This is a genomic window from Granulicoccus phenolivorans DSM 17626 = NBRC 107789 = JCM 15570 (assembly GCF_000423085.1).
GTDB lineage: Bacteria > Actinomycetota > Actinomycetes > Propionibacteriales > Propionibacteriaceae > Granulicoccus > Granulicoccus phenolivorans.
Map to the genome: position 1 here is coordinate 71,893 of NZ_AUHH01000009.1, position 23,779 is coordinate 95,671.

Here is a 23,779-nt window from a genome sequence, read left to right on the forward strand (position 1 = left end):
CCCACAAGGTGCCCCGGCAGGATCGCAATAATCAGCCGCCCTCGGAACGGCTCAGCAGTTACCAACCAGCAGACCGTTTCCGACCGGGTGCTCGCCCCGTGGTGCTCACCGGCGCCCAGGCGATCGGTCGCCTACTTACCGAGCAGCACGTACGCGACCTCGACGCGGGCCTGCGTACCGCCTCCTTCGTGTCGGGATACCCCGGCAGCCCGCTCGCCGGCATCGAGAAGGTGATCAAGTCGATCCCCTCGTACCAGTCCGAGCACGGCATCCACTTCCAGCACGGAGTGAACGAGGAACTCGCTGCCACCGCTGTCTGGGGTTCCCAGCAGCAGCTGCCCGGCAGCACCCGGACCGTCGACGGCGTGGTCGGCGTCTGGTTCGGCAAGGGACCCGGCGTCGATCGGTCCGCCGACGCGCTGCGCCACGCCAACCTGTACGGCGTGGACCCCCGCGGTGGCGCGGTGCTGTTCGCCGGCGACGACCCCGCCTCGAAGTCCTCCAGCGTGCCCTGCGTGAGCGAGCGTACGCTGGCCAGCCTGCACATCCCGACGTTCTACCCGCGCAACGCCGCCGAGGTGGTCCGCTACGGGCTGCACGCCATCGCGCTGTCCCGGGCGTCCGGCTGCTGGATCGCGGTCAAGATCACCTCCGACGTCGCCGACGGCCTGTTCACCGTCGACGAGGACTTCGGCACCCCGCCGATCATCCCCGAGATCGAGTGGGACGGCAAGCCCTGGGCCTACCAGCAGCACGTCCTGGCCAACCCGGTCGAGTCGGTCATCCCGGAAGCCGACCTGTTCGGGCCGCGGCACGCGATGATCGAGGCGTACCAGGAGGCCAACCACCTCGACACCGTCGACTTCGACAGCCCCAACGCCCGGATCGGGATCGTGGCCTCCGGCATCCAGTTCGACGCCGTGCACGAGGCGCTGGCCGATCTGGGGCTCGACGACGCCGCGCTGCGCCGCGCCGGGGTCCGGATGCTGCGCGTGGCAATGCCATGGCCGTTGGCCGCCGAACCGATCCGTCGCTTCGCCGAGGGGCTCGAGGAGATTCTGGTGGTGGAGGAGAAGACCTCCTTCATCGAGGCCCAGATCAAGGAGATCCTGTACGGCCGGGCCGACGCTCCCGTGGTCCTCGGCAAGCACGACCGCGAGCGGCGGGCCCTGGTCCCGGCCGGCGGTCAGCTCACGGCAGACCTGCTCAAGCCCGCCCTGCGCCGGGTCTTCGCCGAGTTCGTTCCCGCACCGCTGGCACCGGCCACTGCGTCCCTGATCGGACAGCGGCTGCCGCTGGCCACCAACCGGATCCCGTACTACTGCTCCGGCTGCCCGCACAACCGCTCCACCGTGGTGCCGGAGGGGTCCCTGGCCGCCGGCGGCATCGGCTGCCACACCATGGTCACCATCGCCCCGCGCGCCACCTCCCAGGTGGTCGGGCTGACCCAGATGGGCGGCGAGGGCGGCCTGTGGGTCGGCCAGTCCCCGTTCGTCACCGATGTCGACCACATGTTCCAGAACCTCGGCGACGGCACCTACTTCCACTCCGGCCAGCTCGCGCTGCAGCAGGCGATCGCCGCCGGGGTCAACATCACCTACAAGATCCTCTACAACGACGTCATCGCGATGACCGGCGCCCAGCAGCCGCAGGGCCAGATCGGGGTGCCCGCGCTCACCCGCAAGCTGGCCGCCGAGGGCATCCACACGATGATCGTGCTGGCCGAGGACCCCGCCAAGTACGCCCGCGGCGCCAACCTGGCCCCCGGGGTCAAGGTGTGGCACCGGGACCGGCTCGACGAGGCGCAGAAGGTGCTGCGCGACACCAAGGGTGTCACCGTCCTGATCTACGACCAGCACTGTGCCGCCGATGCCCGCCGGCTGCGCAAGCGTGGGGAACTGCCGACCAAGCAGACCAAGGTCATCATCAACGAGGCCGTCTGTGAGGGCTGTGGCGACTGCGGGGTGAAGTCGAACTGCCTGTCGGTCCAGCCGATCCACACCGAGTTCGGCCGCAAGACCCGGATCGACCAGACCACCTGCAACACCGACTACACCTGCCTGCAGGGGGACTGCCCGTCCTTCATCACCGTGCAGGCGCCCGATCCCAAGGACGCCAAGTCGGCGGCCGCGGCCACCGGGAAGGCCGCCTTCCAGACCCCGCCGAAGCTTGCCGACGTTGCCCCGGCCAAGATCCACGGTGAGTACAACATCTTCCTCGCCGGGATCGGCGGCACCGGGATCGTCACGGTCAACTCGATCCTGGCGCACGCGGCCCTGCTCGACGGGATCTCCGCGTCCGGGCTGGATCAGACCGGCCTGTCCCAGAAGGCCGGTGCGGTCACCTCGCACCTGCGGCTGACCACCACGGCCACCGAGACCGCGAACCGGATCGGGGCCACCGACGCCGACCTGATCCTGGCCTTCGATCTGATGGTCGCCGCGAACAGCCAGAACCTGGCCCTGGCCGCGCCCGCCCGCACCACCGTGATCGCCTCCACCTCGGAGACCCCGACCGGTGAGATGGTCTACGACCCGAGCGTCGCCTACCCCGCCGAGGACGACCTCGCCGGACGGCTGCAGGAGGTGTCGCACCGGTTCGAGGCCTTCGACATGATCAGCTGCGCCGAACAGCTCCTCGGCTCCGCCGAATCGGCCAACCTGATGCTGGTCGGCGCCGCGATCCAGGCCGGGGTGCTGCCGATCAGCATCGAGTCGGTACGCCGCGCGATCGAAATGAACAAGGTGGCCGTCAAGGCGAACCTGGCCGCCCTGGAATGGGGCCGCGTCGCGATCGCCGACCCGGCGACCTTCGCCCAGGCCAGCGCCAAGCCCGGCGCCCGCGTCCCGGACGGCTCGGCGTACCTGACCGACTCGCCGCTCCAGGGGGAGACCCGGCGGGCCACCTCGATCCGGGCCGCCGGGGTCGCCGCCCACACCGACGCGAAGGCCGCCCGCCGCTACGTCGGGATCGTCGATCAGGCCTGGGCCGCCGAGCAGGCGATCACCGGCAGTTCGGCGTACGCGACCGCGGTCGCCCGTGGCGCGCATCACCTGATCGCCTACAAGGACGAGTACGAGGTGGCGCGACTGCTGATCGACCCGGATCAGGAAGCCGCCGTGCTCGCCCAGGTGCCCGGCGCGAGCAAGGTCGAATATAACCTGCATCCGCCGATGCTGAAGGCGCTCGGGATGAACTCCAAGATCCGCTTCGGCAAGGTCGGCCGCCCGGCCCTGGTCGCCCTGGCCAAGATGAAGCGGGTCCGTGGCACCAAGGCCGATCCTTTCGGCGCCACCCGGATCCGGCGCCTGGAGCGGGCGCTCATCGTGGACTACCTCGACCTGATCGCCGAGCTGGATCGGACCCTGACCGCCGACAACCTCGCCGTGGCCACCGAGCTGGCCGAGCTGCCGGAGATCATCCGGGGCTACGAGGACGTCAAGTTGCGCAACGTCGCCGCCTACATCGCCCGCCGGGCCGAGCTGGGGCATCCGGTCTCCGCCGAGGTCGCCGAACTGGCCGGTCGCAGCGAGCACTGATCCGCCGCCCACTTCCCGCCCCCCGGTCCGTGAAATCGGGGGGACGGGAGGGTGATGGCTATGATGAGGCGACCCGACTGTCTATGGAAGCTGCCCAATGAACGAAGACACTTGGCTGGTAGTGCCGCTCTACAACGAGGGAACCGTTGTGGGGGACGTCATTTCCGATGCCAGGCGTACCTTCCCCAAGATCGTCTGCGTCAATGACGGATCCAAGGACAACTCCGCGGAAGTCGCGACCAACGCCGGGGCGATGGTGGTGAACCACCCGATCAACCTCGGGCAGGGAGCCGCCCTGCAGACCGGCCTGAAGTACGCGATGAACGACCCCGCGGCCCAGTACTTCGTGACCTTCGACTCCGACGGCCAGCACGGGGTCGAGGACGCGTCCCGGATGGTGCAGCGGCTGCGGACCGAGCCCTACGACGTGGTTCTCGGATCGCGCTTCCTGGGCACCAAGGTCGAGGCCGGGGCGCTCAAGCGCGCGGTGCTCAAGGCCGCGGTCGGGTTCGAGCGGATGACCACGGGGATGAAGGTGACCGACACCCACAACGGGCTGCGGGCGCTGAACCGGGAGGCGGTCGGCAAGATCCGGATCCGGCAGGACCGGATGGCACACGGCTCGGAGTTCCTTCGCGAGATCTCCAAGAACAAGCTGCGCTACGTCGAGGAACCCGTGCACATCATCTACACCGACTACTCCCGGGCCAAGGGACAGTCGGTCTGGAACTCGGTCAACATCCTGGCCGACCTGCTGTTCGGCTGAGGAGGTAACCGCACATGACCGCACAGAACGTTTTTCAGATCATCCTGATCATCGTGTTCGCCATGCTGGCGTTCGTGGTGATCTTCCCGCGCAGCGGAACCCGGGGCACCGCGATCCGTCGGCTGGTTTCGGTGCTGCTGCTGCTCGCCGGCATCGTCCTGGTGGTTTTCCCGGACTGGCTGACCGCGATCGCCAACCTGCTCGGCATCGGCCGCGGCACCGACCTGCTGCTGTACGCCCTGGCCGTGGTGTTCGTCGGACACCTGATCGCCTCCAAGCAGAACCAGGTGGAGCGCAATCGCAAGTTCACCGAACTCGCCCGCGAGATCGCGATCAGCGAGGCCACCCCCGCCGGGGAAGCCGGTAGCCGGCTGGTGGCCGAGGTGAAGCAGCTGGGGCCGGCCCCCGCGCCGAACCCGGCGCCCGACACCGAACGCTGAACCCCGACGCACCGAGGGCCGGTCACCGATGGTGACCGGCCCTCAGCCGTTTCCCGGCCCGGCAGCAGGAGCCGGGATGCGGACTACTTCTCGATCCGCCGCGGCCCGGCCTGCCAGGCCTCCCAGGCACTGGAGATGATCTCCGGCAACTGCGCGGTCGCGGTGAAGTCCATGTCGGCTTTGATCCGATCGGCCGAGGCGATCAGCTTCGGCGGATCGCCGGCGCGCCGCTCCTCGATCACCGGGGTGGCGTCCAGCCCGGAGACCGACCCGATCGTCTCGACGACCTCCTTGACCGACGCGCCGGTCCCGGTACCGACGTTGTAGACCCGGTTCGGCAGGTCGCCGTCCAGCGCGTGCATGGCGGCAATGTGGGCCTGGGCCAGGTCGCGTACGTGCACGTAGTCGCGGATGCAGGTGCCGTCGGGGGTGGGGTAGTCATCGCCGAAGACCCGCGGCTGCTCGCCCTTGGCGAGCCGGTCGAGCACCATCGGGATCAGATTCATCACCGCCGAGTCGCCCAGTTCGGGCCAGCCGGCGCCGGCCACATTGAAGTAGCGCAGCCCGACCCACTTCAGCCCCCAGGCGCGTTCGCAGTCGGCCAGGATCCACTCGCCGATCAGCTTGGTCCGGCCGTACGGATTGATCGGCTCGGTCCGGGAGTCCTCGACCACGACGGCCTCCTCGGGCTCGCCGTAGACCGCGGCGGAGGAGGAGAAGATCATCTTCTTGACCCCGGTCTCCTCCATCGCGGCCAGCAGGTTCACCATTCCGCCGATGTTCTGCTGGTAGTAGTACAGCGGCTTCGCGACCGATTCGCCGACCTGCTTGCGGGCGGCGAAATGGATCACCGCGTCCACGTCGTGGTCGCGGATCACCTCGACGATCCGCGCGGTCGCGCCCTCGGCCGCCACATCGAACCGGACCAGAGGGACCGAACCGATCCGGTCGGCGGTGGAGGTCGACAGGTCGTCGATCACCACGATGTCCTGGCCGTCGTCGGCCAACAGGCGGACCACGTGTGCGCCGATGTATCCGGCTCCGCCGACTACGAGTGTCGCCATCGAGAATGCTCCTTCGGTTGGTGTTTCTGTGCTGAGCTGTGGGGCACGCCCCGGGGTGCGGCTACTCGGCCAGCCCGTACAGCCGGTCCCCGGCATCGCCGAGGCCGGGCACGATGTAGCCGTGGTCGTCGAGATGATCGTCGATCCCGGCCACCACCAGAGTGCACGGCACCTGCAGATCCTCGGTCAATTCCTGGACCCGCTCGATGCCCTCCGGGGCGGCGATCAGGCAGATGCAGGTGATGTGGTCGGCGCCGCGATTCACCAGGAAGTTGATGGTGCCGCCCAGTGAGCCGCCGGTGGCCAGCATCGGATCCAGCACGTAGCACTGCCGACCCGACAGGTCCTTCGGCAGCCGCTCGGCGTACGTGTAGGGCTCCAGGGTCGCCTCGTTGCGGATCATCCCGACGAACCCGACCTCGGCGGTCGGCATCAGCCGCAACATGCCTTCCAGCATCCCCAGCCCGGCGCGCAGAATCGGCACCACCAGGGGCGGCGGATCGTCCAGATGCACCCCGGACGCCTGCGCCACCGGGGTCTGCACCTCGACCCCGTGGACCCGGACATCGCGGGTGGCCTCATAGCCGAGCAGGGTGACCAACTGCTCGGTGAGCCGACGGAACGTCGCCGAATCGGTGTTCGTCCGGCGCAGCATGGTCAGCTTGTGTGCCACCAGGGGGTGGTCGACGGCGATTACCTGCACGCGTTCAACTTACTTGTTCGCCAGCGCGTGGGCATTTTCTTCCGGCGTGGCGTACCCGGCCCCCTCGGCGGAGTGCTCATAGGGCACCTCATCGGCCGGCCGGGGCGGAGGCGGCGGGGTGCCGTCCCCGAACGGGCGTCCGCCGAGATCCTCCCGGCCGTGCGGGGTCAGCCAGTTCTCCAGCGAGGGGCCCATCGGCACGATCCGGGTCGGGTTCACATCCTCGTGGACCATGTAGTAGTGCTGCTTGATCTGCACGAAATCGATCGTGTCGCCGAAGCCGGGGGTCTGGAACAGGTCCCGGGCGTACGCCCACAGGGCATCGAACTCCGACAGCTTCTGCCGGTTGCACTTGAAGTGGCCGTGGTAGACCGGATCGAACCGGGCCAGCGTGGTGAACAGCCGGATGTCGGCCTCGGTGATCGTGTCCCCGACCAGGTAGCGCTGGTCGCTCAGCCGCTCCTCGAGCCAGTCCAGCGCGGTGAACAGCCGCTCGTACGCCGACTCGTACGCCTCCTGCGACCCGGCGAAGCCACACCGATAGACCCCGTTGTTGACCTCGGTGAAGACCCGCTTGTTGACCTCGTCGATCTCCTCGCGATGCTTGTCCGGATAGAGCTCGGGGGCACCGTCGCGGTGCAGCGCGGTCCATTCGGTGTCGAAGTCCAGGGTGATCTGGGCGTAGTCGTTGGTGACCACGGCCTTGGTCCCGATATCCACGATCGCCGGCACCGTGATGCCCCGGGGGTAGTCGTTGAAGCGGTTGAAGTACGCCTCCTGCAGCCGGTGCAGCCCCAGCACCGGATCGACCCCGTCGGGATACAGGTCGAAGGTCCAGGACCGGGCGTCGTGGGTGGGGCCGGGCATCCCCAGCGACAGGGCATCCTCCAGGCCCAGCAGCCGGCGGTGGATCAGGGTCCGGTTGGCCCAGGGGCAGGCCCGCGCGGCGACCAAGTGGTACTTGCCGGCCTGCACCGGCCACAGCTGGCGGCCCTGCGCATCGGTGCCGGGGGAGGCGTCGGCGACGATGCGGTCCTCGATGTAGTTGGTGTCGCGGTTGAACTCGCCACCGGTGACATAGCTGCCGGCGGTGGAGTACTGGTCGCTCTCATTGCCCATGGCGATACCGTATGCCGTTGCGGACGGGGATTTAAGGGCGGGCCTGAGTTTGCCACCCCGGTAGGGTCTGCGACGATAGTGCCGGGCTTCTGGGAAGGGTGCAGCATGGCTGATTTCGATGATGACGAGGAGTATGACTCCTTCGACCTGTCGCGCGATGACGACCGTGCCGACACCGACGACGCAGCGGCCGGCGATCAGGACGATGCCGACGACGACCTCGATGACGACTACGACGACGACTTCATCGATGACGCCCTGGCCGACGACATCGACCTGGTCATCGGGGCGTATCGCGAGGACGGCCAGCCGGTCGCGGTCGCGATGAACCTGGACCTGGCCAACGACCTCGACGAACTGATCAACCAGTTGCGCCGCCAGCCCGCCGACGCGGGTGTGATCGGGTTCGTCTCGCTGGTGGAGGACGTGTTCGTGATCGTCCGGGTCCGCGGCCGCAACGTGCAGGCGCTGCTGTCGGATGCCGGGGCCGCCAATGATTGGCCGATCGCCCGCGACGTCGCCGATTTCCTCGGCGAGGATCCGCCGGAGGACGACGAGGATGACGATTCCGCACCGATGGGTGACATCGGCATCCTGGCCGACCTGGGGGTCCGGGAGGAGGAGATGGAGTTGATCTGTGAAGACTTCGACTCCTCCAGCACCGAGCTGCTGATGCGGATCGCGGACCGGATCGGGATGGGAGCGGCATTCAACCGCGCCCTGGAGTCCTTCGAATGATGCCGGCCCCGGTGCTTCGGCTGTCGGCCTGAGCGCAGCGGTGGGCCGTTTCGACGCCGCGATGGACCTCGCCCTGAGTGAGGCCCACGCGGCGTTGTCGCATGCGGATGTGCCGATCGGTGCGGTCGTGCTGGGCCCGACCGGGCAGGTCCTCGGCGTCGGGCACAACGAGCGGGAGCTGACCGCCGACCCGACCGCGCATGCCGAGATCGTGGCGGTACGCCGGGCCGCCCGAGCACTGGGGGAGTGGCGCCTGGCCGGGTGCACCCTGGTGGTCACCCTCGAGCCGTGCACCATGTGCGCCGGCGCCATCGTCGCGGCCCGGATCGAGCACCTGGTGTTCGGGGCGTACGACCCCAAGGCCGGCGCGGTCGCGTCCCTGTTCGATGTCGTTCGTGACCCCCGGCTGAACCACCGGCCGCGGGTCACCGGCGGAATCCGGGAGGCGGAGTGCGCGGCCGTCCTGGCGGACTTCTTCGCCGACCGTCGCTGAGGTCCCGGAAGGTGAACGATTGGCGCCCAACCGGTGACGTGCGCTATTTTTGTCGACGGTGACGTGTCTGAGCGGCCGAAAGAGCTCGCCTCGAAAGCGAGTGTGGGGCAACCCACCGCGGGTTCAAATCCCGCCGTCACCGCCGATGTCCGCCCCGGGTCTCCCGGGGCGGACTTTTTGCGTGCTGCGGCAGCCACCCGGTCCCCTGGCCGGATCGTCGTTTTCGGTGCAGCAGATTTCCAAAATCGCGATTCGGCTCCAGTCAGCGGGCAGTTGGAAATTTCTGCTGCACCGAAAACGACGGTCGGCGCGTTGTACCCCGCTGGCACACTGGCCGGGTGCATCCGATGGCAGTGTCCCAGGCGTTCAACGGGTTCAGCGACTTCATGAAGGAGCTGGGCCGGCGGATGTCGAGCACCCAGCAGGTCCCCGACGTGACCGTCGTCGGCATCCTGGCCCTCGTGGCGCTGGCCGCGGTCATCTTCTTGTGGCCGATCACCCGGATGCTGATCACGATCATCCACGAGGCCGGGCACGCCATCGTCGCGACGCTGTGCGGGCGCACCCTGTCGGGCATCAAGCTGCACTCCGACACCTCCGGGCTCACCGTCTCCCGGGGCAACCCGCGCGGGCCCGGGATGGTCGCGACGATGCTGGCCGGCTACCTGTTTCCCGGCCTGGTCGGCCTCGGCGCCGCGGCGTTGCTCAGCCACGGTCGGGCGGTGCTGTTGCTGTGGTGCTTCACGATCCTGTTGTTGCTGATGCTGATCTACATCCGCAACTGGTACGGCCTGCTGGTTACCCTGTTCGCCCTGGTCGCAGTGGCCCTGCTGTCCTGGTTCGCTGCGCCGCAGTGGCAGTCCGCGGCGGCGTACCTGCTGACGTGGATCCTGCTGCTGGCCGCGCCGCGCCCGGTGCTGGAGCTCGCCCGGCGTCCGGCGGCGGGCAGCGATGCCGCGCAGTTGGCCAAGCTGACCCGCATTCCGACCGGGTTCTGGGTGTTCCTGTTCGCCGCGGTGAATGTGGTCTGCCTGGTCCTGGGGGTCCTCGTGCTGGCGCCGACCCTGGTCGACGCGTTCCCGCGCCGGGGCTGACTACTGGGTCGCCGGCGGCTTCGGCAGGCAGATGGTGGGCGCGGAGTACTCCAGCGAGCTCGGCGCATTGGAGACCATCGAGTCGTAGTCGGCCCCGATCACGACCTCGACGCCGTGATCCTGCCGCCCGTTACCGACCACCTTGGCGTTCTTGAAGTGCTTGGCCACCAGCTGCACCTCCGGCGAATCCGGGGAGTATCCGGTGATGGTGGTCTCGGCGTACTTCTGATCGGTGTTGCCGCCGACGCCGGACTTGAAGCCCATCGACTTCAACTGCTGCGAGACATCACCGGCCTTGCCGCGCTGATCAGACCCGTTGAGCACCTGCACGATGATCTGGCTGGACTGCAACTGCCCACCCTGGACCGGGGTTTCCACACACGGGTCGTAGTACTTCGGCACCGGCTCGGTGACGCGGTCCCACCCCCACTTGCCACCCAGCAGCAGCAGGCCCAGCAGCGCCAACAGAACGACGGGGGTCTGGATCACCCGCCAGACCCGCAGCAGGCGTTCTCCGGTGGTCTCCTCGGGGGTCTGTTGCTGCGTCACACTCAACCTCACAGTTCCAGGACACGGGCATGCATCGTCTGCCGCTGCTGCAGGGCAGCTCGCAGCGCGCGATGCAGTCCATCTTCAAGGTACAGCTCGCCCCGCCACGCCACGACATGCGCAAAGAGGTCACCGTAGAACGTGGAGTCCTCCTCCAGCAGGGCCTCCAGATCGAGGGTCCGCTTGGTGGTGACCAGCTGATCGAGCCGAACCTGGTGCGGCGCAATTGCGGCCCACTGTTTCTGCACGTAACCGTGGTCCGGGTACGGCCTGGTATCGCCCACGCGCTTGAAGATCACCACGCCACTGTACGCAAGAACACTGGCGAACCACGCACAGGGGCGATTACGATTTGGACACCCGTGTGCCAATCTTTCCCTATGACTGCGGAGAACGCACCCGAAGAAAAGCCTGCCTCGCCGACCCCTGCCGAGGCCCCGAAAGAGTCAGCACCCACCGGCGGCGCGCTCTCGAAGAATGCTCAGACCATTGCCGCCGGTTACACCTTCGAGGAGCCGGCCATCCAGCTCGGCGTCCTGGTCGAGGACGACGCGCCGGTCCCGGCAGCAGGCGTACGCATCCCGCTCGGGATGCTGAACCGGCACGGCCTGATCGCCGGCGCGACCGGTACCGGTAAGACCAAAACCCTCCAGGTCCTGGCGGAGGCCATCTCCGCCGCCGGAGTGCCGGTCTTCGCCGCCGACGTGAAGGGCGACCTGTCCGGACTGGCCAGCCCGGGCCAGAGCAGCGACAAGCTGACCGCCCGCACCCAGAAGCTCGGCCAGGAATGGACGGCGCTGGCCTCCCCGGTGGAGTTCTACGCCCTGGGCGGTAACGGCACCGGGATCCCGGTCCGGGCGACGGTGTCGGCGTTCGGGCCGGTGCTGCTGTCGAAGGTGCTCGGGCTCAACGACGTCCAGGAGTCCTCGCTGGGCCTGGTCTTCCACTACGCCGACCAGCAGGGGCTGCCGCTGCTGGACCTGTCGGATTTGCGTGCGGTCCTCACCCACCTGACCAGCGACGACGGGAAGGAAGAACTGAAGGCGGTCGGCGGCCTGTCCAGCGCCACCGTCGGCGTCATCCTGCGCAGCCTGATCACCTTCTCCGACCAGGGCGCCGAGGCCTTCTTCGGCGAACCGGAGTTCGACTCCGCCGACCTGATGCGCACCGCAACCGACGGCCGCGGCATCATCTCCCTGCTCGAACTGCCGAACCTGCAGTCCCAGCCGGCGGTCTTCTCCACCTTCCTGATGTGGCTGCTGGCGGACCTGTTCACCGACCTGCCCGAGGTGGGCGACGTCGACAAGCCGAAGCTGGTCTTCTTCTTCGACGAGGCGCACCTGCTGTTCAATGGCGCCTCCAAGGCCTTCCTGCAGTCGATCGCGCAGACCGTCCGGCTGATCCGGTCCAAGGGGGTCGGCATCTTCTTCGTCACCCAGACGCCCAAGGACGTCCCCGATGAGGTCCTGGCCCAGCTCGGCTCCCGGGTCCAGCATCAGTTGCGGGCCCACACCCCGAACGACGCCAAGGCGCTCAAGCAGACCGTGGCGACCTTCCCCAAGTCCGCCTACGACCTGCAGGAGGTGCTGCAGACCCTCGGGATCGGTGAGGCGATCGTGACGGTGATGGACCCCGACGGTGCCCCGACGCCGGTCGCGTGGACCCGGATGTACGCCCCGCAGACGCTGATGGCCCCCACCCCGGATGCCGAGATGCAGCAGATCGTGTCCGCCTCGCCGCTGTACAGCAAGTACGCCGAGCCGATCGACCGGGACTCGGCCCGGGAGATGCTGGCGCGCAAGCTGGAGGAGGGCGCCAAGGCCCACGAGGCTGAACAGCAGGCCCAGGCCGAGGCGGAGGCCGCCCAGTCCGAGGCGAAGGCCGAGCCGAAGCCGCGGGCCTCGCGCAAGCAGGAGAAGTCGATGATCGAGGAGGTCGTCGGGTCCTCGGTGTTCAAGGACATCGCCCGGACCGCCGGGCGCGAGATCGTCCGCAGCATCTTCGGCACCGCGCGCCGGCGCTGACCCGCCCCGCACCGCAGCACCCGGACACCGCACCGGCCCGGCCCCCACGGGGTCCGGGCCGGCGCTGGTCGGGAGGTGTCCGGGTCAGGAGATCAGGTCGTCGAGGACGAACCCGGACGCATCGCCGGTGACGACCTCGGAGGTGCGCCCGTCAACGGCCACCGGGATGTCGCCGGCGACGGTGACCCGGCGTACGGTCCGGGGCTGGTCGAAATCGGCGATGGCGTAGTGCTGGGTGGCCCGGTTGTCCCAGATCACCACGTCACCGGTGGACCAGACCCAGCGCGCGGTGTTCTCCGGCTTGGTCACCCGCGCCTGCAGCAACCCGAAGAGCTGCTGGCTCTCCGACGGCCTGAGGCCGACGAACTGCTTGACGAAATGCCCCAGCAGCAGGGAACGCTTGCCGGACTCCGGATGTACCCGTACCACCGGATGCCGGGTCTCGAAGGACAGCCGGGTGAACTCCTCGAAGCGACGCTCGGCACCGTCGAAGGCATCGGCGTAGTCGTAATCGTTGCTGTGGATCGCCCACAGGTTGTCCGCCAGCACCCGCAGCGGCTCGGGCAGGTCGGCGTACGCCGCCTCGGTGTTGGCCCACAGGGTGTTGCCGCCGTACTCGGGGATCGTCAGGCCGCGCAGCACGGAGAAGGCCGGGGGATTCTGCAGGAAGGTCACATCGGTGTGCCAGGAGCTCGCGGCGCGACCGCCGGCGGAGGCGAGGGTGAGGAAGGCGCCCTCGGTCGAGGACTGGATGGTCGGGTGGCCCGGGGTCACCGAGCCCAACCGGGCGGCGAAGGCCTGGTGGGTGGCGTCATCGAGGTGCTGTCCCCGAAAGAAGACCACCTTGTGCTCGACGACGGCAGCGCGGATCCGGGCCACGACCTCGGCGGGCAGGTCGCCGGACAGCTGTATGCCGTCGATGATCGCGCCGATGCGGGAGCCGGTTCGGCGGATCGTCAGCTGGGTGGGTTCGGTGGTGAGAGTCATGTCGGGTCCAATCCGGAGTGAGGGGCCACGGTCGCGGCCGGGAAGTGCTCACAGGTTGGGCTCCCGCCGGGCGCTGCGGCAATCGATCCGATCAGCATGAACATAACGCAGTCAAATAGATGCATCGGATATCGTTATGGTGCTTAGCTGGTTCGACCACGCGTTTTGCGACCACTCGATCCGTACTTCAGGAGGACCCATGGGCCTGCTCGCACCCGGCCGATCCGCCACCCCGGCCAGTCGCGTCCTCGAGTGCGTTCGCTCCGGTGGGACCGTCGCCCGGGAGGAGATCGTGCGACGGACCGGCCTGAGCGCGGCGACCGTGGCCCGGGCGGTGTCGACGCTGGTCGCGGCAGGCATGCTGCGGTATCGCCCCGACCACTCCGGGGTGCGTACGCCGGGCCGCCCGAGCACCCCGGTGGAGATCGACGACCGGCGATTCGGGGTGATCGGCCTGCACCTGGGCTGGCGCGCGACCACGGTTTCCTTCGCCGATCTGACCGGCAAGGTGATCGCGAGCTGGGTGCATGAGGTGCCGGCGGCCGATCTCGATCTCGCCCGGGTGGGCGAGTGGGTGGTGGAACTGCTGTCCACCCAGCCGGGCCGGCAGCCGCTGGCGGTCGGTGTGGTCGCCCCGTGGCGGGACGCGCCCTGGACCGAGACCGCGGTCAGCGATGCCCTGCGCGAGCTGCTCGGCCTCGACCTGGCCAGTGCCGATCACGTCGCCGCGATGGCCGCCGCCGAGTTCCTGGACCACCGGCAGGGGAGTACGCCGGGGGTGACGGCCTACCTGTACGCCCGGGACACCGCCGGGGTCGTCCTGGTCGAGGAAACCGACGACCGGGTGGAACTGTCCCGGCTGACCAGCCTGGTGCACTATCCCACCGGGGAGAGCGCCCCCTGCGCCTGCGGGCGGACCGGCTGCCTGATCGCCACCGTCGGCGACCATGCGGTCGCCGCTCGGGCCGTGGCCGACGGGATCGTGCCCGAGCCGCGGATCGAGCAGGTGCTGTCGGCCGCGGAGGCGGGTGATCCGGCAGCCCGCCGGCTGCTCGGCGAGCGGGCGCGGATCCTGGGCCGGATCGCCGCCGATGTCCGGGACATGGTGGACCCGGATCGGCTCGTCCTGGTCGGTCAGGCGTTCACCGGCTACCCGACCGCGCTGTCCGACACGGTGGCCGAGTTGCGGTCGCGTACCCTGCTGGGCGACATCGATATCTCGGTGACCCGGTTCGGCTCGGCGATCCAGGCCATCGCCTCCTGCACGGTCGCGCTCGGGCCGGTGTATCGCAGCCCGCTCGAGTTGGTCCCCAAAAGGCCCGCGGTAGCCAGCGCCTAGCTCGACTCGGCAGTTCCGGGCCCGCGCCGCGACTAGGCTGAGACCATGTCGGTCTCGCAGTACGGCCCGCCCCGGGACAACGAGGTGATCCACCTCGCGTCCCGGGAGGAGCTGGGTGAATGGATCTCCTCGGCGCCGGTCGCCATCAAGTCCAACAAGCGGGCCTCGATCGGCTGTCTCGCGGTCGGTGTGGTCCTGCTGGTGATCGGCCTGTTCTGGGGGCTGCTGCGCCCGGAGGGGGTCTCCGGCTGGATCGGATTCGCGGTCACCCTGCTGTTGGCCCTGGCCACGCTGTGGTTCGGGAACTACCTGCGGCTGCGCGGCAAGGACCTGCAGGGCCTGCTGATGTATGAGTACACCAATGGGCTGATTCTGCCCGAGCGGATCGGCTACTTCGTGGCGCCCTACGACGAGGCCGGTTTCACCATGGACGGCCGGGTCTCGGTCGATGGCCGGATCGACGACCCGGTGGTGACCAAGGTCTATCGCGGCGACAAGCGGTGGAACCTGTCCGGTGACATCGACGCCGACCTGCAGCCGGTGCTGCGGGTGGCCGCCCAACGCTCGATGGACCGCCAGCGCGACGATGTCGCCACCACGGTTGCCCGGGGCGGCGAGGCCGTGTTCGGGCCGTTGCGGCTGACCAGCGAGGGGATGCACACCGACTTCCCGGACCGGCAGGCGGTGCCGTGGCGGGGCACCGAGGTGATCGAGATCCGCACCGATCCGGATACCGGCACCTCGGCCATTTTCACCAAGCCGTGGGGCGGGATGGCGGAGAAGTTCATGCCGTGTGCCGATGTGCCGAATCTGCCGTTGGCCTTCGACATGATCATCGCCACCTGGCAGGCCCACCGGTACGACACCTAGGATCCCGGGCGGAACTCACTCGCCCGGGTAGGAGCCGACCGAGAACTGGTTCCCCTCGGGGTCGCGGAAGCCGGCGGTACGCCCGCCGTACTCGACACCGGCGGGCTCCTGGAGCGAGGTGCCCCCGGCCGCGATCGCGCGGGCGTGAACCGCGTCGACCTCCGCATCGGTGGGGACGACCAGGTACATGTCGCCGGTGCCGACCGGCCGGGCGAACGGACCGTCGGATCGACTCGCCGAACCGCACATCACCCCGCCGGCCGCGCCCCAGCCGAACTCGGCGTGATCGATCTGGGTCGGGTCGGACTCGTTGCGGTACAGCGCCGTCCGGGTGAAGCCGAGCGCGGTCAGGAAGGCCATGCCGGCCTCGGCGTCGGTGAAGTGAAGGGCTGGGAAAATGGTGGGTTTCGTCATGACTTCAGCCTGCCCGTCGGGAGAACGCCGGGTCTTGTACCGATGGGAACATCTGCGTCAGCCACCGTTGCGGGGTCTGCCCGGACAGGGTGCGGAATTCCCGTGCCAGGTGGGCCTGGTCGGCGTACCCGGCGCGGGCAGCCACCTCGCTCCACCCGGTCCCGGCCCGCGCGTACGCCTGGGCGGCGCCGAAGCGATGCAGCCGGGCAAGCTCACTGGGGGCCAGCCCGAACTCCGCCCGGAACCGGGTCACCAGGTGCCGCCGGGACCAGCCGACCTCCGCGGCGAGATCGGCGACCCGGACCCGCCCGGCGTACCGCCCCAGCACCTGCCAGGCGTGCGCCAGGTCGGCCGGCAGGTCGCGGCCGGGTTCGGCCGGGTCGGCGGACCGGGCCAGCAGATGCTGTTCCAGCAGCCGCAGCCGGGTGGACCAGCCCGCCGCGGCCATCCGGGCATGCAATGGGGCGGGAATGCCGAACGGCACATCGGCCTGGTCGACCACCTCGTGGGCCAGCGCGCCGATCGGCAGGCCGAGCAGCGCGCGACAGCCGGCCGGGGTCAGGTCGATCTCGATGCCCACTTGGAGGCCGTGGGTGAAGATCAGCGCGGGCGCCAGGTGCAGTCCGGCCGCGCTCAGCCAGTGTCGGTCGCGGGGGCGGGAGCCATCCGGCCACCCGACATCGAGGGGGTCGTCGAAGGCGATGATCACCGTCGCGGTCGGCCCCGGCACCCCGTGATGGACCGAGCCCGGTGGGGGACAGTACGCGTACCCCTCCATCCGCGCGACCAGGCCGCGCAGCGCGGGGTGCACCCGGTGCGGGATCTGCATGGCTTCCAGCCTACGTCCGGCCACCGGCGCGGCTTCCGCACCGCTGAGGTCTGTCGGCGGGCGGGGTCTGTCGGCGAGCGAGGTCTGTTGGCAAGATGGGGACACCCGATCGTGGAGGTGGCCATGAGCCCGACCCAGAAGCTGCTGGTGAGCAACCTGGAGAAGTCGTTGACGTTCTACCTCAGCCTGCTGGGATTCGAGGTCGAGCGGCACGACGAGATCGCGGTGCTGCGCCTTCCGCACGAGCAGGTGCTCGAGTTGCGGGAACAGCACGGGGCCGCACCGGGGATGGCCCGCCTGCTGATCGATGATGCCCAGTCCCTGCACGCGCACGTGGAGTTGCATGCTCTGGCGCCGTTCACGAAGCTGAAGCGGCAGCGCTGGGGGACCTGGGAGTTCGCGCTGCTGGATCCGGACCAGAATCAGCTGACGGTCTATTCGATGAAGGTCACCTAGCCGGCGAACCGGAATCGGGTGCAGTCGGTGGGGAAGTGGGCCCAGGCCAGCACCAGGGTGGGGGTGATCACCCGCAGACCGCCGCCGTCGGTGCCTGCCCAGGAGTCGGGCCCGGGCTGATAGCCGGCGTCGGCGTACTTGGTGAAGGCTGCGGCCAGTTGCGCGCCAAGGCCGTCCGGGTCGGCGCGGGTGGCATGCGATTCGCCCTCGACGATCACCACATCGGTCCCGCTCTCCAGGGTGAGGGTGACCGCCGGGTTCGCTTCGACGTTGCGGGTGTGCCGGGTGGTGGGGGCGCCGTCGTAGAAGAAGCGACCCGCCAGCCACACGCCCCACCGGGGCACCGAGTGGGGGCGGCCGTCCGGGCGGACACTGGCGATCCAGTAATGGTGGGCGGCGATCAGCTTGGGTTCCACATCGGACCAGGCGAGCACGCCGTCGATGGTGTCGGGCAGGCCGTAGCCCTGCGGGAAGGTGGGCCGATCAACCAAGGGCTCCATGGCCCCACCGTACGCCGGTGGCTTCCCCGATGCCACCGGCGTACCGCCTCGCCTTTCTACTGATTCCGGGCGGGAATGTTTGCATTTCGGTGAAAAATGTTTTGCGGATCATAGGTGTTCTTGATCTCCACCAGTCGATCATATTTGTCGCCGTACGCCGCCCGGACCCGACTTTCCTCACCGGTCTGGGCCAACGAATTCACATAGGCGCCCTCATCGATCATGAACGGAGTGAGGGCCTGGTACATCGCGCGAAGCCAATCGCGTTCGCCGGACAATAGGGCCGGATCGGGGCAGATCCCGAGCATAAAGGCACCGAACCGCGGCGAGCGGCCGCCGCCGAAGGCGGTCGCATCCTCGGGCACCTCCGAGTACGCCTGATCCAGCCGGTAGAGCAGCATGACCGACAGCGGTGAGGTCCGCCGCGGCAGGTGCTCGGCCAGCACGGCGATGGCCTCATCGCTGAGTTCGGCGAAGCTGGCGCCCTTCTCGTAGTCCCAGAAGCCCGCGGCGTTCCCGGCGTCGACCAGCGACTGGAGCCCGGTGTAGGGCATCGGCGTGACGAACTCGAACGTGGGAGGCAGGGCCGCGCGCATTCGCTCGAGCACGCCCTCATGTTCGGCCGCGTCGCCGAAGCCGGCCACCAGCAGGGCGTAGCCCTGCTTCCCCTGATGCTCCGGCGGCACGAACGGCGCCGGCGGCATGGTGATCCCCAGCGCGGGGACGGCGTTGACCGAGTGCGGCAGGTCGACCATGACCTCGCGGATCGCCCGCATCGCCGCGACGCCCTGGTCCAGTGACCAGAACAGCAGGGCGAAGTGAACCATGGGGCCGACCGGATGCAGCCGGAACTCGAACTCGGTCACCACGCCGAAGTTTCCGCCGCCCCCGCGCAGCCCCCAGAACAACTCCGGGTTCTCCTCGGCGGAGGCCCGGACGATCTGCCCGTTTGCGAGGACCACTTCGGCCGAGAGGAGGTTGTCGATGCTCAATCCGTGCAGGCGGGTGAGCCAGCCCATCCCACCGCCCAGGGTCAGTCCACCGACGCCGGTGTGGCTCACCAAGCCGAACGGCGTCGCCAGGCCGTGTTCCTGAGCCGCCCGGTCCACGTCACCCAGCAGGGCTCCGCCGCCCACCCGGGCGCGGCGGTTCTCGGGGTCGACGTGGACGCTGTTCATCTTCCGCAGATCGATCACCAGCGTGTCATCGCCGGTGGAGGCTCCCGACATGCTGTGGGCGCCACCGCGGACGGCGATCTCCAATCCACCGGCTACCGCCGAGCCGATCGCCGCGGCGACATCGGCGGCCGATTCGCACTGCACGATCAGTGCCGGTCGGCGGTCGTGTGCGGCATTCCAGACCGCCCGCGCGGCCTCGTACTCGGCGGATTCGGGGCTGATTACCGATCCCTGAACTCTCTCGCGCAGAGCGCTCATTTCGGATTCTGCGAGCTGGGTCATCATGTCTCCAATGCGTGGAAATGCTGTTACAAATATTCTCCTTGCGCGGTTCATCGGCAACGGTTCCGGCAGATTCAGGCAGTCCCAAAAAGTGGTGACAAGGCGGTCGAAATAGGTCGTCCCAGGTGCCCTGATAGCCCTGGGCAAGGTCACCCAGGACCTAGTTTCCGGCAACCCTGAAGGCGCGGACGGTGTCGCCGGTGCACAATCGAGCATGCCTTCACTCGAAGCTGTGCTCGGCGATATCACCGCCATCCACGCCGATGCCCTGGTAAACGCCGCCAACACCCGGATGCGGGGTGGCGGAGGGGTCGACGGAGCGATCCACGCCGCGGGTGGTCCGCAGATCCTGGCCGACTGCATCAAACGCTTCCCCGACGGGTTGGCCGTGGGGGATGCGGGCTGGACGACGGCCGGGCGGTTGCCGGCCCGATGGGTGATCCACACCGTGGGGCCGAATGTGCATGCCGGCCAGCGGGACCGCTCGCTGCTGGTCTCCTGCTACCGCCGCTGCCTGCAGGTGGCCGACGAACTCGGGGTCGCCAGCATCGCCTTTCCCTTGATCAGTGCCGGGGTCTACGGCTGGCCCAAGGCCGACGCGATCGCCGCCGCGGTGGAAACTCTGTCGGCGACTCCGACGCAGGTCTACCGGATCGCCGTGGTCGGGTTCGATCGCTCGACCTACACCGCCATCGGTGCCGCGATCGGCGGGTGAACCACGGAGCGTGGTCCGATCCTGCCGCCAGTTGCCCCCACCGGGCCGAATCAGGGGCACAGGGGTCCACTGGTGTCAGGATCGGACCACCTCCGGTACTCGACCGCCCGGAAACGACGAACGCCGCCCCCAAGTCGGGGGCGGCGTTCGATCCGCGGAGGATAGGGGATTCGAACCCCTGAGGGCGTTAACCCAACCCGCTTTCCAAGCGAGCGCCATAGGCCACTAGGCGAATCCTCCGCCGAGAAGGGTACCCGAGGTTGGTCACCTTTTGCCAACTGGAGCGTTACCGGAAGTTCGACTACACTGTTTGTCGGTTCCCCGTGTGGCGTTACCTCGCCCAACTCCCCCAGGACCGGAAGGTAGCAAGGGTAAGTGAGCTCTGGCGGGTGCGCGGGGAACCCCTTTTTGTGTCACCGGCCCGAGTCGGCATCACCGCTGCGCGGTGGCTCGGGATGCGCTCTCGCTCCGGCCGAAGCGGGGCGCGGTCGCGGGTACCTCCCGCCCCTGCAGGTAGCGAAACGTCCGGACCGTTTGCGCCCACAGATGTTCCCCACTCGGTACCGCCGGGTAGCGCGTGGCGGCCGAGTCCTCCAGTTCGGGCAGTGGGGACACCATCGTGTGATGATCGACGGTGAAGAACAGTGGGTAGGCGTAGCGGTCCTGGGTGACCCGGCGCACCCGGTGTGTGGTTGCGGTGAACCGGCCCCCGGTCCAGACCTCCATCAGGTCGCCGATGTTGATCACCATCGCGTCCGGATCGAACGGCACCGCGATCCACTCGCCCTGTTCGTTGAGGACCTCCAGGCCCGGTGCGGTGGGCCGCAGCAGAGTCAGGACCTCGTAGTCGGTGTGCGCCCCGATCCCGGGCCGGTCCTGTCGTGACGGGTCCGGGGGATAGTGCAGCAGCCGCAACTGGGCCGGCGGCAGATTCACGTGCCGGGTCAATCGATCCGGGGCCAGCCCGAGTCCGAGCGACCAGGCGCCCAGAATCTCTCGCCCCAGTGCGAACGTTGCGGCGTACCAGGCCTCGACCGGCTCCCGGAACCCGGGCAGGTCCGGCCACTGGTTCGGTCCGAGCATCCGGGCCGGCCCAACTGCCGGATGGTCGGCCGGCAACTCGATGCTGAGGTCGTAGGCCTCCTTCAGATCCGGCGCCTGGCCGGCGAAGAACTCCTCACCGGGCGGCACCCAGCCGCGGTGATTGGTCGAGTTCCCGATCCAGACCCGACGCTTCTCCGCCTCCGGCTGAGCGAAGAACCGTTGCGAGGCCGCATGCATGGCCTCGAACACGGCCGGGTCGATACCGTGCCCGGTCACCTGCAGGAACCCAACCTCGGCCCCGGCCGCAGTCAGCGCCTCGATCACCGGCTGCGGATCGCTGCCACTGCGCAGCGGGGTCAGATCGATGCTCGGAATCGTGGTGAAGGTCATGTCCACTCCTGTTCGATCGTCCACTGGTGCAGTCCCTGCGGGGTGGTCAGGGCCACCTGGTCGGCGGTGCGGTTCAGCTGCACCGGGTGGCCGACCCAGTCCGGGGCACTGGCTCGGCGGATCTGCCAGCCGTCCGGGTCGGTCTCACCCATCGCGATCACCGGCGCGAACAGCGATGTCCCCAGAGCGAACCGGCCATTTTCCGGAGGACCCAGTTGCAGCAGCACGGCCTTTCGGTCCCCACTGCGCAGCAGCAGTTCAAGCGTGATCGGGTGCGGCGCGGGCTGCCAGAGCTCCCGGTAATCCGCCTCGACCCCGAGCTCCAGGATCATGCCGTCTGCTTCGGTACGGAGCCGGCCCCGGTCGTCGGCCCCGGTCGGGGCGATATCGATCAGCCGGTCCCAGCAGGTGACGCCGTCCTCGATCCGGGTGCGGCCGGCGAATCCCTCGACGATGTCGCCCAGGCGCAGGTCCACGTGCAGTTCCCGGCCTTGGAACCAGCGCACCCAGGTGCTGCAGTCGGTCTGCTGGGGATCTTGGTACAGCAGCCGGGTGAAGACGTGGCCGGCCAGGTCGGTCAGGCCCGGGGATCGGGTGTTGGTGAGCGCGGTCATCAGGCCGGAACCAGAACGGTGTCGGTGTCGGTATCGGTGTCGCGGTCGCTGTCGCCGCGCTCAAGGGCGAGCTTCTCCAACTCCCGCTCGCTGGTCGCCAGTTCCGCCTCGGTACGCGGTCGCACGAGGGCGATGATCACGAAGGTCAGGATGCTGGCGGCCGCGGAGATCAGGCTGGCCCAGCCGTCCATCTCGGTGCCCATGATGTTGTTCGGGATGTAGAGCAGGGTGTTCTCCACGCCGTACAGGGTCGGGATCAGCACCAGGAACATGAGCCGCAGGACCAGGCCCACGCCGGCCGAGGCCAACGCGGCGACCACTCCGGGGCGCTTCCAGTACAGCCCGATCAGCATGGCCGGAGCCAGGCAGGCGAGCATCAGGTCGAAGGCAAGGGTGAGCAGGATGCCGGTCTCGCTGACCCGGGCCGCCAGGAGTACGCCGATCAGGGTCAGTGGGATCATCACCAGGCGGGTCCACCGCAGCAGCGGATCATTCGGGCTCTCGGCCTGCCGGCGGACCTGGAACATGTTCCGGACGATCATTCCGGAGGTGGCCAGAATGGCGCCCGATGCCGTGGAGAACGAGGCGGCGACCACGCCGGAGAGCACCAGCACCGCCAGCAGCGGGGGAGCGTACTCACCCAACAGTTGATACAGGATCGGCGCCTTCTCACTGCTCAGCCCCAGCGCCCCGACAGCAGTCAGCGAAACCAGCGCGAACACGGTGCCGACGAAGAAGACCATCCCGGCGCCCACGAAACAGGCCTTGCGGGCGGTCTCTGGGCTTTTTGCTGCCAGGATGCGCTGCATGAAGTCGATCGCCACCAGGTCGCCGATACCCAGCGCGATCAGCGTCGCCCAGTTGATCGGCGCGCCCTGCGCCGGGTCGGTGAGCTGCCCGGTGTCGAAGGGCCCCATCCCCTGGGGGATCACAATGCCGTAGCTGACCGCGACCCAGACCAGCATGGACACGGTCGCGACCAGGGTGATCGCCACCTGGATGATCGAGGTGTACGCGTCGGAGAACAGCCCACCGGCGATCGTGTAGGCCAGGACCAGGATCGCCGCGACGCTCAACCCGATCACGTAGGGAATGTGGGCGAAGTACTCCAGCAGGTACCCGCAGGCGACCAGGTTCCCGGCCAGCAGGACGGTGAAGGCGATGGTGATGATCGCCGAGGACGTCAGCTCGGTGGCGCGGCCGTACCGCACCCGGTAGAAGTCGCCCAGGCTGTACAGCCGCATCCGGTTCATCGGCTTGGCGATGAACAGGCCGGCGAACAGCAGGCAGAACGCCAGGCCGATCGCCAGGGAACCGCCGGCCCAGAAGCCGAACTGTGAGGTCAGGTCGGTGTTGCCAACGGTTCCGTTGGCGTCGACCGCAGCTGCGGTGAGGGACACCGCGACCAAGGGCAGGCCGAGCGTACGCCCGGCGACGAGGTAGTTGTCGGAGTCGCCGTCGACCTTGCGGGCGACCGCAATCCCGACGACGATGACGGCAATCACAGTGATTGCGACACCAAGAATGATCATGTGTGCTCCCGAGAATGGCGCGCCGCAGCGCAGAGGGGTCCGGGTGGGCACCGGCCGCCCCGACGGGAGGTCGCGACCGGCATTTTCTGTCTGACAACAG

Annotated in this window: 24 protein-coding genes, 2 tRNA genes and 1 other RNA gene; 13 read left to right on the forward strand and 14 right to left on the reverse strand. The window is 68.6% G+C overall.

Going from position 1 to position 23,779, the window contains the following annotated elements:
• The first annotated feature begins 8 nt into the window (after positions 1-8).
• The 3 genes from G531_RS20440 (at position 9) to G531_RS20445 (ending at position 4,745) form a co-directional block, all read left to right on the forward strand.
• Positions 9-3,539, forward strand: a complete 3,531-nt coding sequence (locus G531_RS20440) for an indolepyruvate ferredoxin oxidoreductase family protein (RefSeq protein ID WP_051215063.1) — start codon at positions 9-11, stop codon at positions 3,537-3,539.
• 97 nt (positions 3,540-3,636) lie between these two features.
• On the forward strand, positions 3,637-4,305 hold the full coding sequence (locus tag G531_RS0104570) for a glycosyltransferase family 2 protein (RefSeq protein WP_026926342.1): 669 nt from the start codon (positions 3,637-3,639) through the stop codon (positions 4,303-4,305).
• A 14-nt stretch (positions 4,306-4,319) separates the two neighbouring features.
• Positions 4,320-4,745 (forward strand): DUF2304 domain-containing protein, encoded by a 426-nt coding sequence (locus G531_RS20445; protein ID WP_051215042.1) that lies wholly within the window; start codon positions 4,320-4,322, stop codon positions 4,743-4,745.
• Positions 4,746-4,828: 83 nt separating this feature from the next.
• Here the strand turns inward: G531_RS20445 and galE are convergent, their stop codons facing one another.
• The 3 genes from galE to G531_RS20450 form a co-directional block, all read right to left on the reverse strand.
• Positions 4,829-5,809, reverse strand: a complete 981-nt coding sequence (galE, locus tag G531_RS0104580) for a UDP-glucose 4-epimerase GalE (protein WP_026926343.1) — start codon at positions 5,807-5,809, stop codon at positions 4,829-4,831.
• Between the two features lie 61 nt (positions 5,810-5,870).
• Positions 5,871-6,512: a uracil phosphoribosyltransferase gene (upp, locus tag G531_RS0104585; protein WP_026926344.1), complete on the reverse strand. Its 642-nt coding sequence runs from the start codon at positions 6,510-6,512 to the stop codon at positions 5,871-5,873.
• A 9-nt stretch (positions 6,513-6,521) separates the two neighbouring features.
• On the reverse strand, positions 6,522-7,631 hold the full coding sequence (locus G531_RS20450; protein ID WP_051215043.1) for a glutathione S-transferase family protein: 1,110 nt from the start codon (positions 7,629-7,631) through the stop codon (positions 6,522-6,524).
• 105 nt (positions 7,632-7,736) lie between these two features.
• On the opposite strand from G531_RS20450, the gene G531_RS0104600 reads away from it, so the two are divergent.
• The 4 genes from G531_RS0104600 to G531_RS0104615 all read left to right on the forward strand — a co-directional run bounded on the left by G531_RS0104600 (position 7,737) and on the right by G531_RS0104615 (position 9,956).
• On the forward strand, positions 7,737-8,369 hold the full coding sequence (locus tag G531_RS0104600; RefSeq protein WP_035757434.1) for a tRNA adenosine deaminase-associated protein: 633 nt from the start codon (positions 7,737-7,739) through the stop codon (positions 8,367-8,369).
• Positions 8,370-8,430: 61 nt separating this feature from the next.
• Positions 8,431-8,862: a tRNA adenosine(34) deaminase TadA gene (gene tadA, locus G531_RS0104605; RefSeq protein WP_026926346.1), complete on the forward strand. Its 432-nt coding sequence runs from the start codon at positions 8,431-8,433 to the stop codon at positions 8,860-8,862.
• Positions 8,863-8,919: 57 nt separating this feature from the next.
• Positions 8,920-9,004: transfer RNA gene (locus tag G531_RS0104610), tRNA-Ser, on the forward strand.
• 205 nt (positions 9,005-9,209) lie between these two features.
• Positions 9,210-9,956, forward strand: a complete 747-nt coding sequence (locus G531_RS0104615) for a M50 family metallopeptidase (RefSeq protein ID WP_245630423.1) — start codon at positions 9,210-9,212, stop codon at positions 9,954-9,956.
• Here the strand turns inward: G531_RS0104615 and G531_RS0104620 are convergent, their stop codons facing one another.
• Positions 9,957-10,505 carry a LytR C-terminal domain-containing protein gene (locus G531_RS0104620; protein ID WP_162143142.1) on the reverse strand — a complete coding sequence of 183 codons (549 nt, stop codon included), beginning with the start codon at positions 10,503-10,505 and terminating at the stop codon, positions 9,957-9,959.
• An 8-nt stretch (positions 10,506-10,513) separates the two neighbouring features.
• Positions 10,514-10,804, reverse strand: a complete 291-nt coding sequence (locus G531_RS0104625) for a type II toxin-antitoxin system VapB family antitoxin (protein WP_026926349.1) — start codon at positions 10,802-10,804, stop codon at positions 10,514-10,516.
• Between the two features lie 81 nt (positions 10,805-10,885).
• On the opposite strand from G531_RS0104625, the gene G531_RS0104630 reads away from it, so the two are divergent.
• Positions 10,886-12,529 (forward strand): helicase HerA-like domain-containing protein, encoded by a 1,644-nt coding sequence (locus G531_RS0104630; protein ID WP_081683820.1) that lies wholly within the window; start codon positions 10,886-10,888, stop codon positions 12,527-12,529.
• A gap of 84 nt (positions 12,530-12,613) precedes the next feature.
• Here G531_RS0104630 and G531_RS0104635 read toward each other — a convergent pair whose 3' ends face one another.
• Positions 12,614-13,516 carry a TauD/TfdA dioxygenase family protein gene (locus tag G531_RS0104635; RefSeq protein WP_026926351.1) on the reverse strand — a complete coding sequence of 301 codons (903 nt, stop codon included), beginning with the start codon at positions 13,514-13,516 and terminating at the stop codon, positions 12,614-12,616.
• Positions 13,517-13,715: 199 nt separating this feature from the next.
• On the opposite strand from G531_RS0104635, the gene G531_RS0104640 reads away from it, so the two are divergent.
• A complete protein-coding gene (locus tag G531_RS0104640) occupies positions 13,716-14,855 on the forward strand; it encodes an ROK family transcriptional regulator (RefSeq protein WP_026926352.1) in 1,140 nt (379 codons plus the stop codon).
• Positions 14,856-14,900: 45 nt separating this feature from the next.
• Positions 14,901-15,725, forward strand: coding sequence for a hypothetical protein (locus G531_RS0104645; protein WP_026926353.1), 825 nt, complete (start codon positions 14,901-14,903; stop codon positions 15,723-15,725).
• Between the two features lie 15 nt (positions 15,726-15,740).
• On the opposite strand, the gene G531_RS0104650 is transcribed toward G531_RS0104645, so the two are convergent.
• Together G531_RS0104650 and G531_RS0104655 are read right to left on the reverse strand one after the other, a co-directional pair.
• Positions 15,741-16,139 carry a VOC family protein gene (locus tag G531_RS0104650; RefSeq protein ID WP_026926354.1) on the reverse strand — a complete coding sequence of 133 codons (399 nt, stop codon included), beginning with the start codon at positions 16,137-16,139 and terminating at the stop codon, positions 15,741-15,743.
• 4 nt (positions 16,140-16,143) lie between these two features.
• Positions 16,144-16,968 (reverse strand): helix-turn-helix domain-containing protein, encoded by an 825-nt coding sequence (locus G531_RS0104655; protein WP_035757439.1) that lies wholly within the window; start codon positions 16,966-16,968, stop codon positions 16,144-16,146.
• Positions 16,969-17,091: 123 nt separating this feature from the next.
• Between G531_RS0104655 and G531_RS26085 the strand changes: the two genes are divergently transcribed.
• The gene (locus tag G531_RS26085) at positions 17,092-17,424 is read left to right on the forward strand and encodes a VOC family protein (protein WP_026926356.1); all 333 of its coding nucleotides are present in this window, start codon (positions 17,092-17,094) and stop codon (positions 17,422-17,424) included.
• Here G531_RS26085 and G531_RS0104665 read toward each other — a convergent pair.
• Both G531_RS0104665 and G531_RS0104670 read right to left on the reverse strand, forming a co-directional pair.
• Positions 17,421-17,924: a pyridoxamine 5'-phosphate oxidase family protein gene (locus G531_RS0104665; RefSeq protein ID WP_026926357.1), complete on the reverse strand. Its 504-nt coding sequence runs from the start codon at positions 17,922-17,924 to the stop codon at positions 17,421-17,423. The genes G531_RS26085 and G531_RS0104665 overlap by 4 nt on opposite strands.
• 56 nt (positions 17,925-17,980) lie before the next feature.
• A complete protein-coding gene (locus G531_RS0104670) occupies positions 17,981-19,360 on the reverse strand; it encodes an FAD-binding oxidoreductase (protein ID WP_248648742.1) in 1,380 nt (459 codons plus the stop codon).
• Between the two features lie 238 nt (positions 19,361-19,598).
• Here G531_RS0104670 and G531_RS0104675 point away from each other — a divergent pair, with 238 nt between their 5' ends.
• Positions 19,599-20,099 carry a macro domain-containing protein gene (locus G531_RS0104675; protein ID WP_026926359.1) on the forward strand — a complete coding sequence of 167 codons (501 nt, stop codon included), beginning with the start codon at positions 19,599-19,601 and terminating at the stop codon, positions 20,097-20,099.
• Positions 20,100-20,254: 155 nt separating this feature from the next.
• Here the strand turns inward: G531_RS0104675 and G531_RS0104680 are convergent.
• Positions 20,255-20,339, reverse strand: a tRNA-Ser gene (locus tag G531_RS0104680).
• Between the two features lie 72 nt (positions 20,340-20,411).
• On the opposite strand from G531_RS0104680, the gene ffs reads away from it, so the two are divergent.
• Positions 20,412-20,508: signal recognition particle sRNA small type (gene ffs / locus G531_RS25125), an RNA gene on the forward strand.
• Between the two features lie 23 nt (positions 20,509-20,531).
• On the opposite strand, the gene G531_RS20455 is transcribed toward ffs, so the two are convergent.
• From G531_RS20455 to G531_RS0104695, 3 genes are read right to left on the reverse strand one after another with little or no spacing between them, the layout of a single operon-like run.
• The gene (locus G531_RS20455) at positions 20,532-21,533 is read right to left on the reverse strand and encodes an isopenicillin N synthase family dioxygenase (RefSeq protein WP_051215045.1); all 1,002 of its coding nucleotides are present in this window, start codon (positions 21,531-21,533) and stop codon (positions 20,532-20,534) included.
• Entirely contained in the window at positions 21,530-22,147 is a 618-nt protein-coding gene (locus G531_RS24380) for a hypothetical protein (RefSeq protein ID WP_026926360.1), read from the reverse strand. The genes G531_RS20455 and G531_RS24380 overlap by 4 nt, the downstream gene beginning before the upstream one ends.
• Positions 22,147-23,679, reverse strand: coding sequence for a high affinity choline transporter 1 (locus tag G531_RS0104695; RefSeq protein ID WP_026926361.1), 1,533 nt, complete (start codon positions 23,677-23,679; stop codon positions 22,147-22,149). Before G531_RS0104695 ends, G531_RS24380 begins: the two co-directional genes overlap by 1 nt.
• Positions 23,680-23,779: the final 100 nt, after the last annotated feature.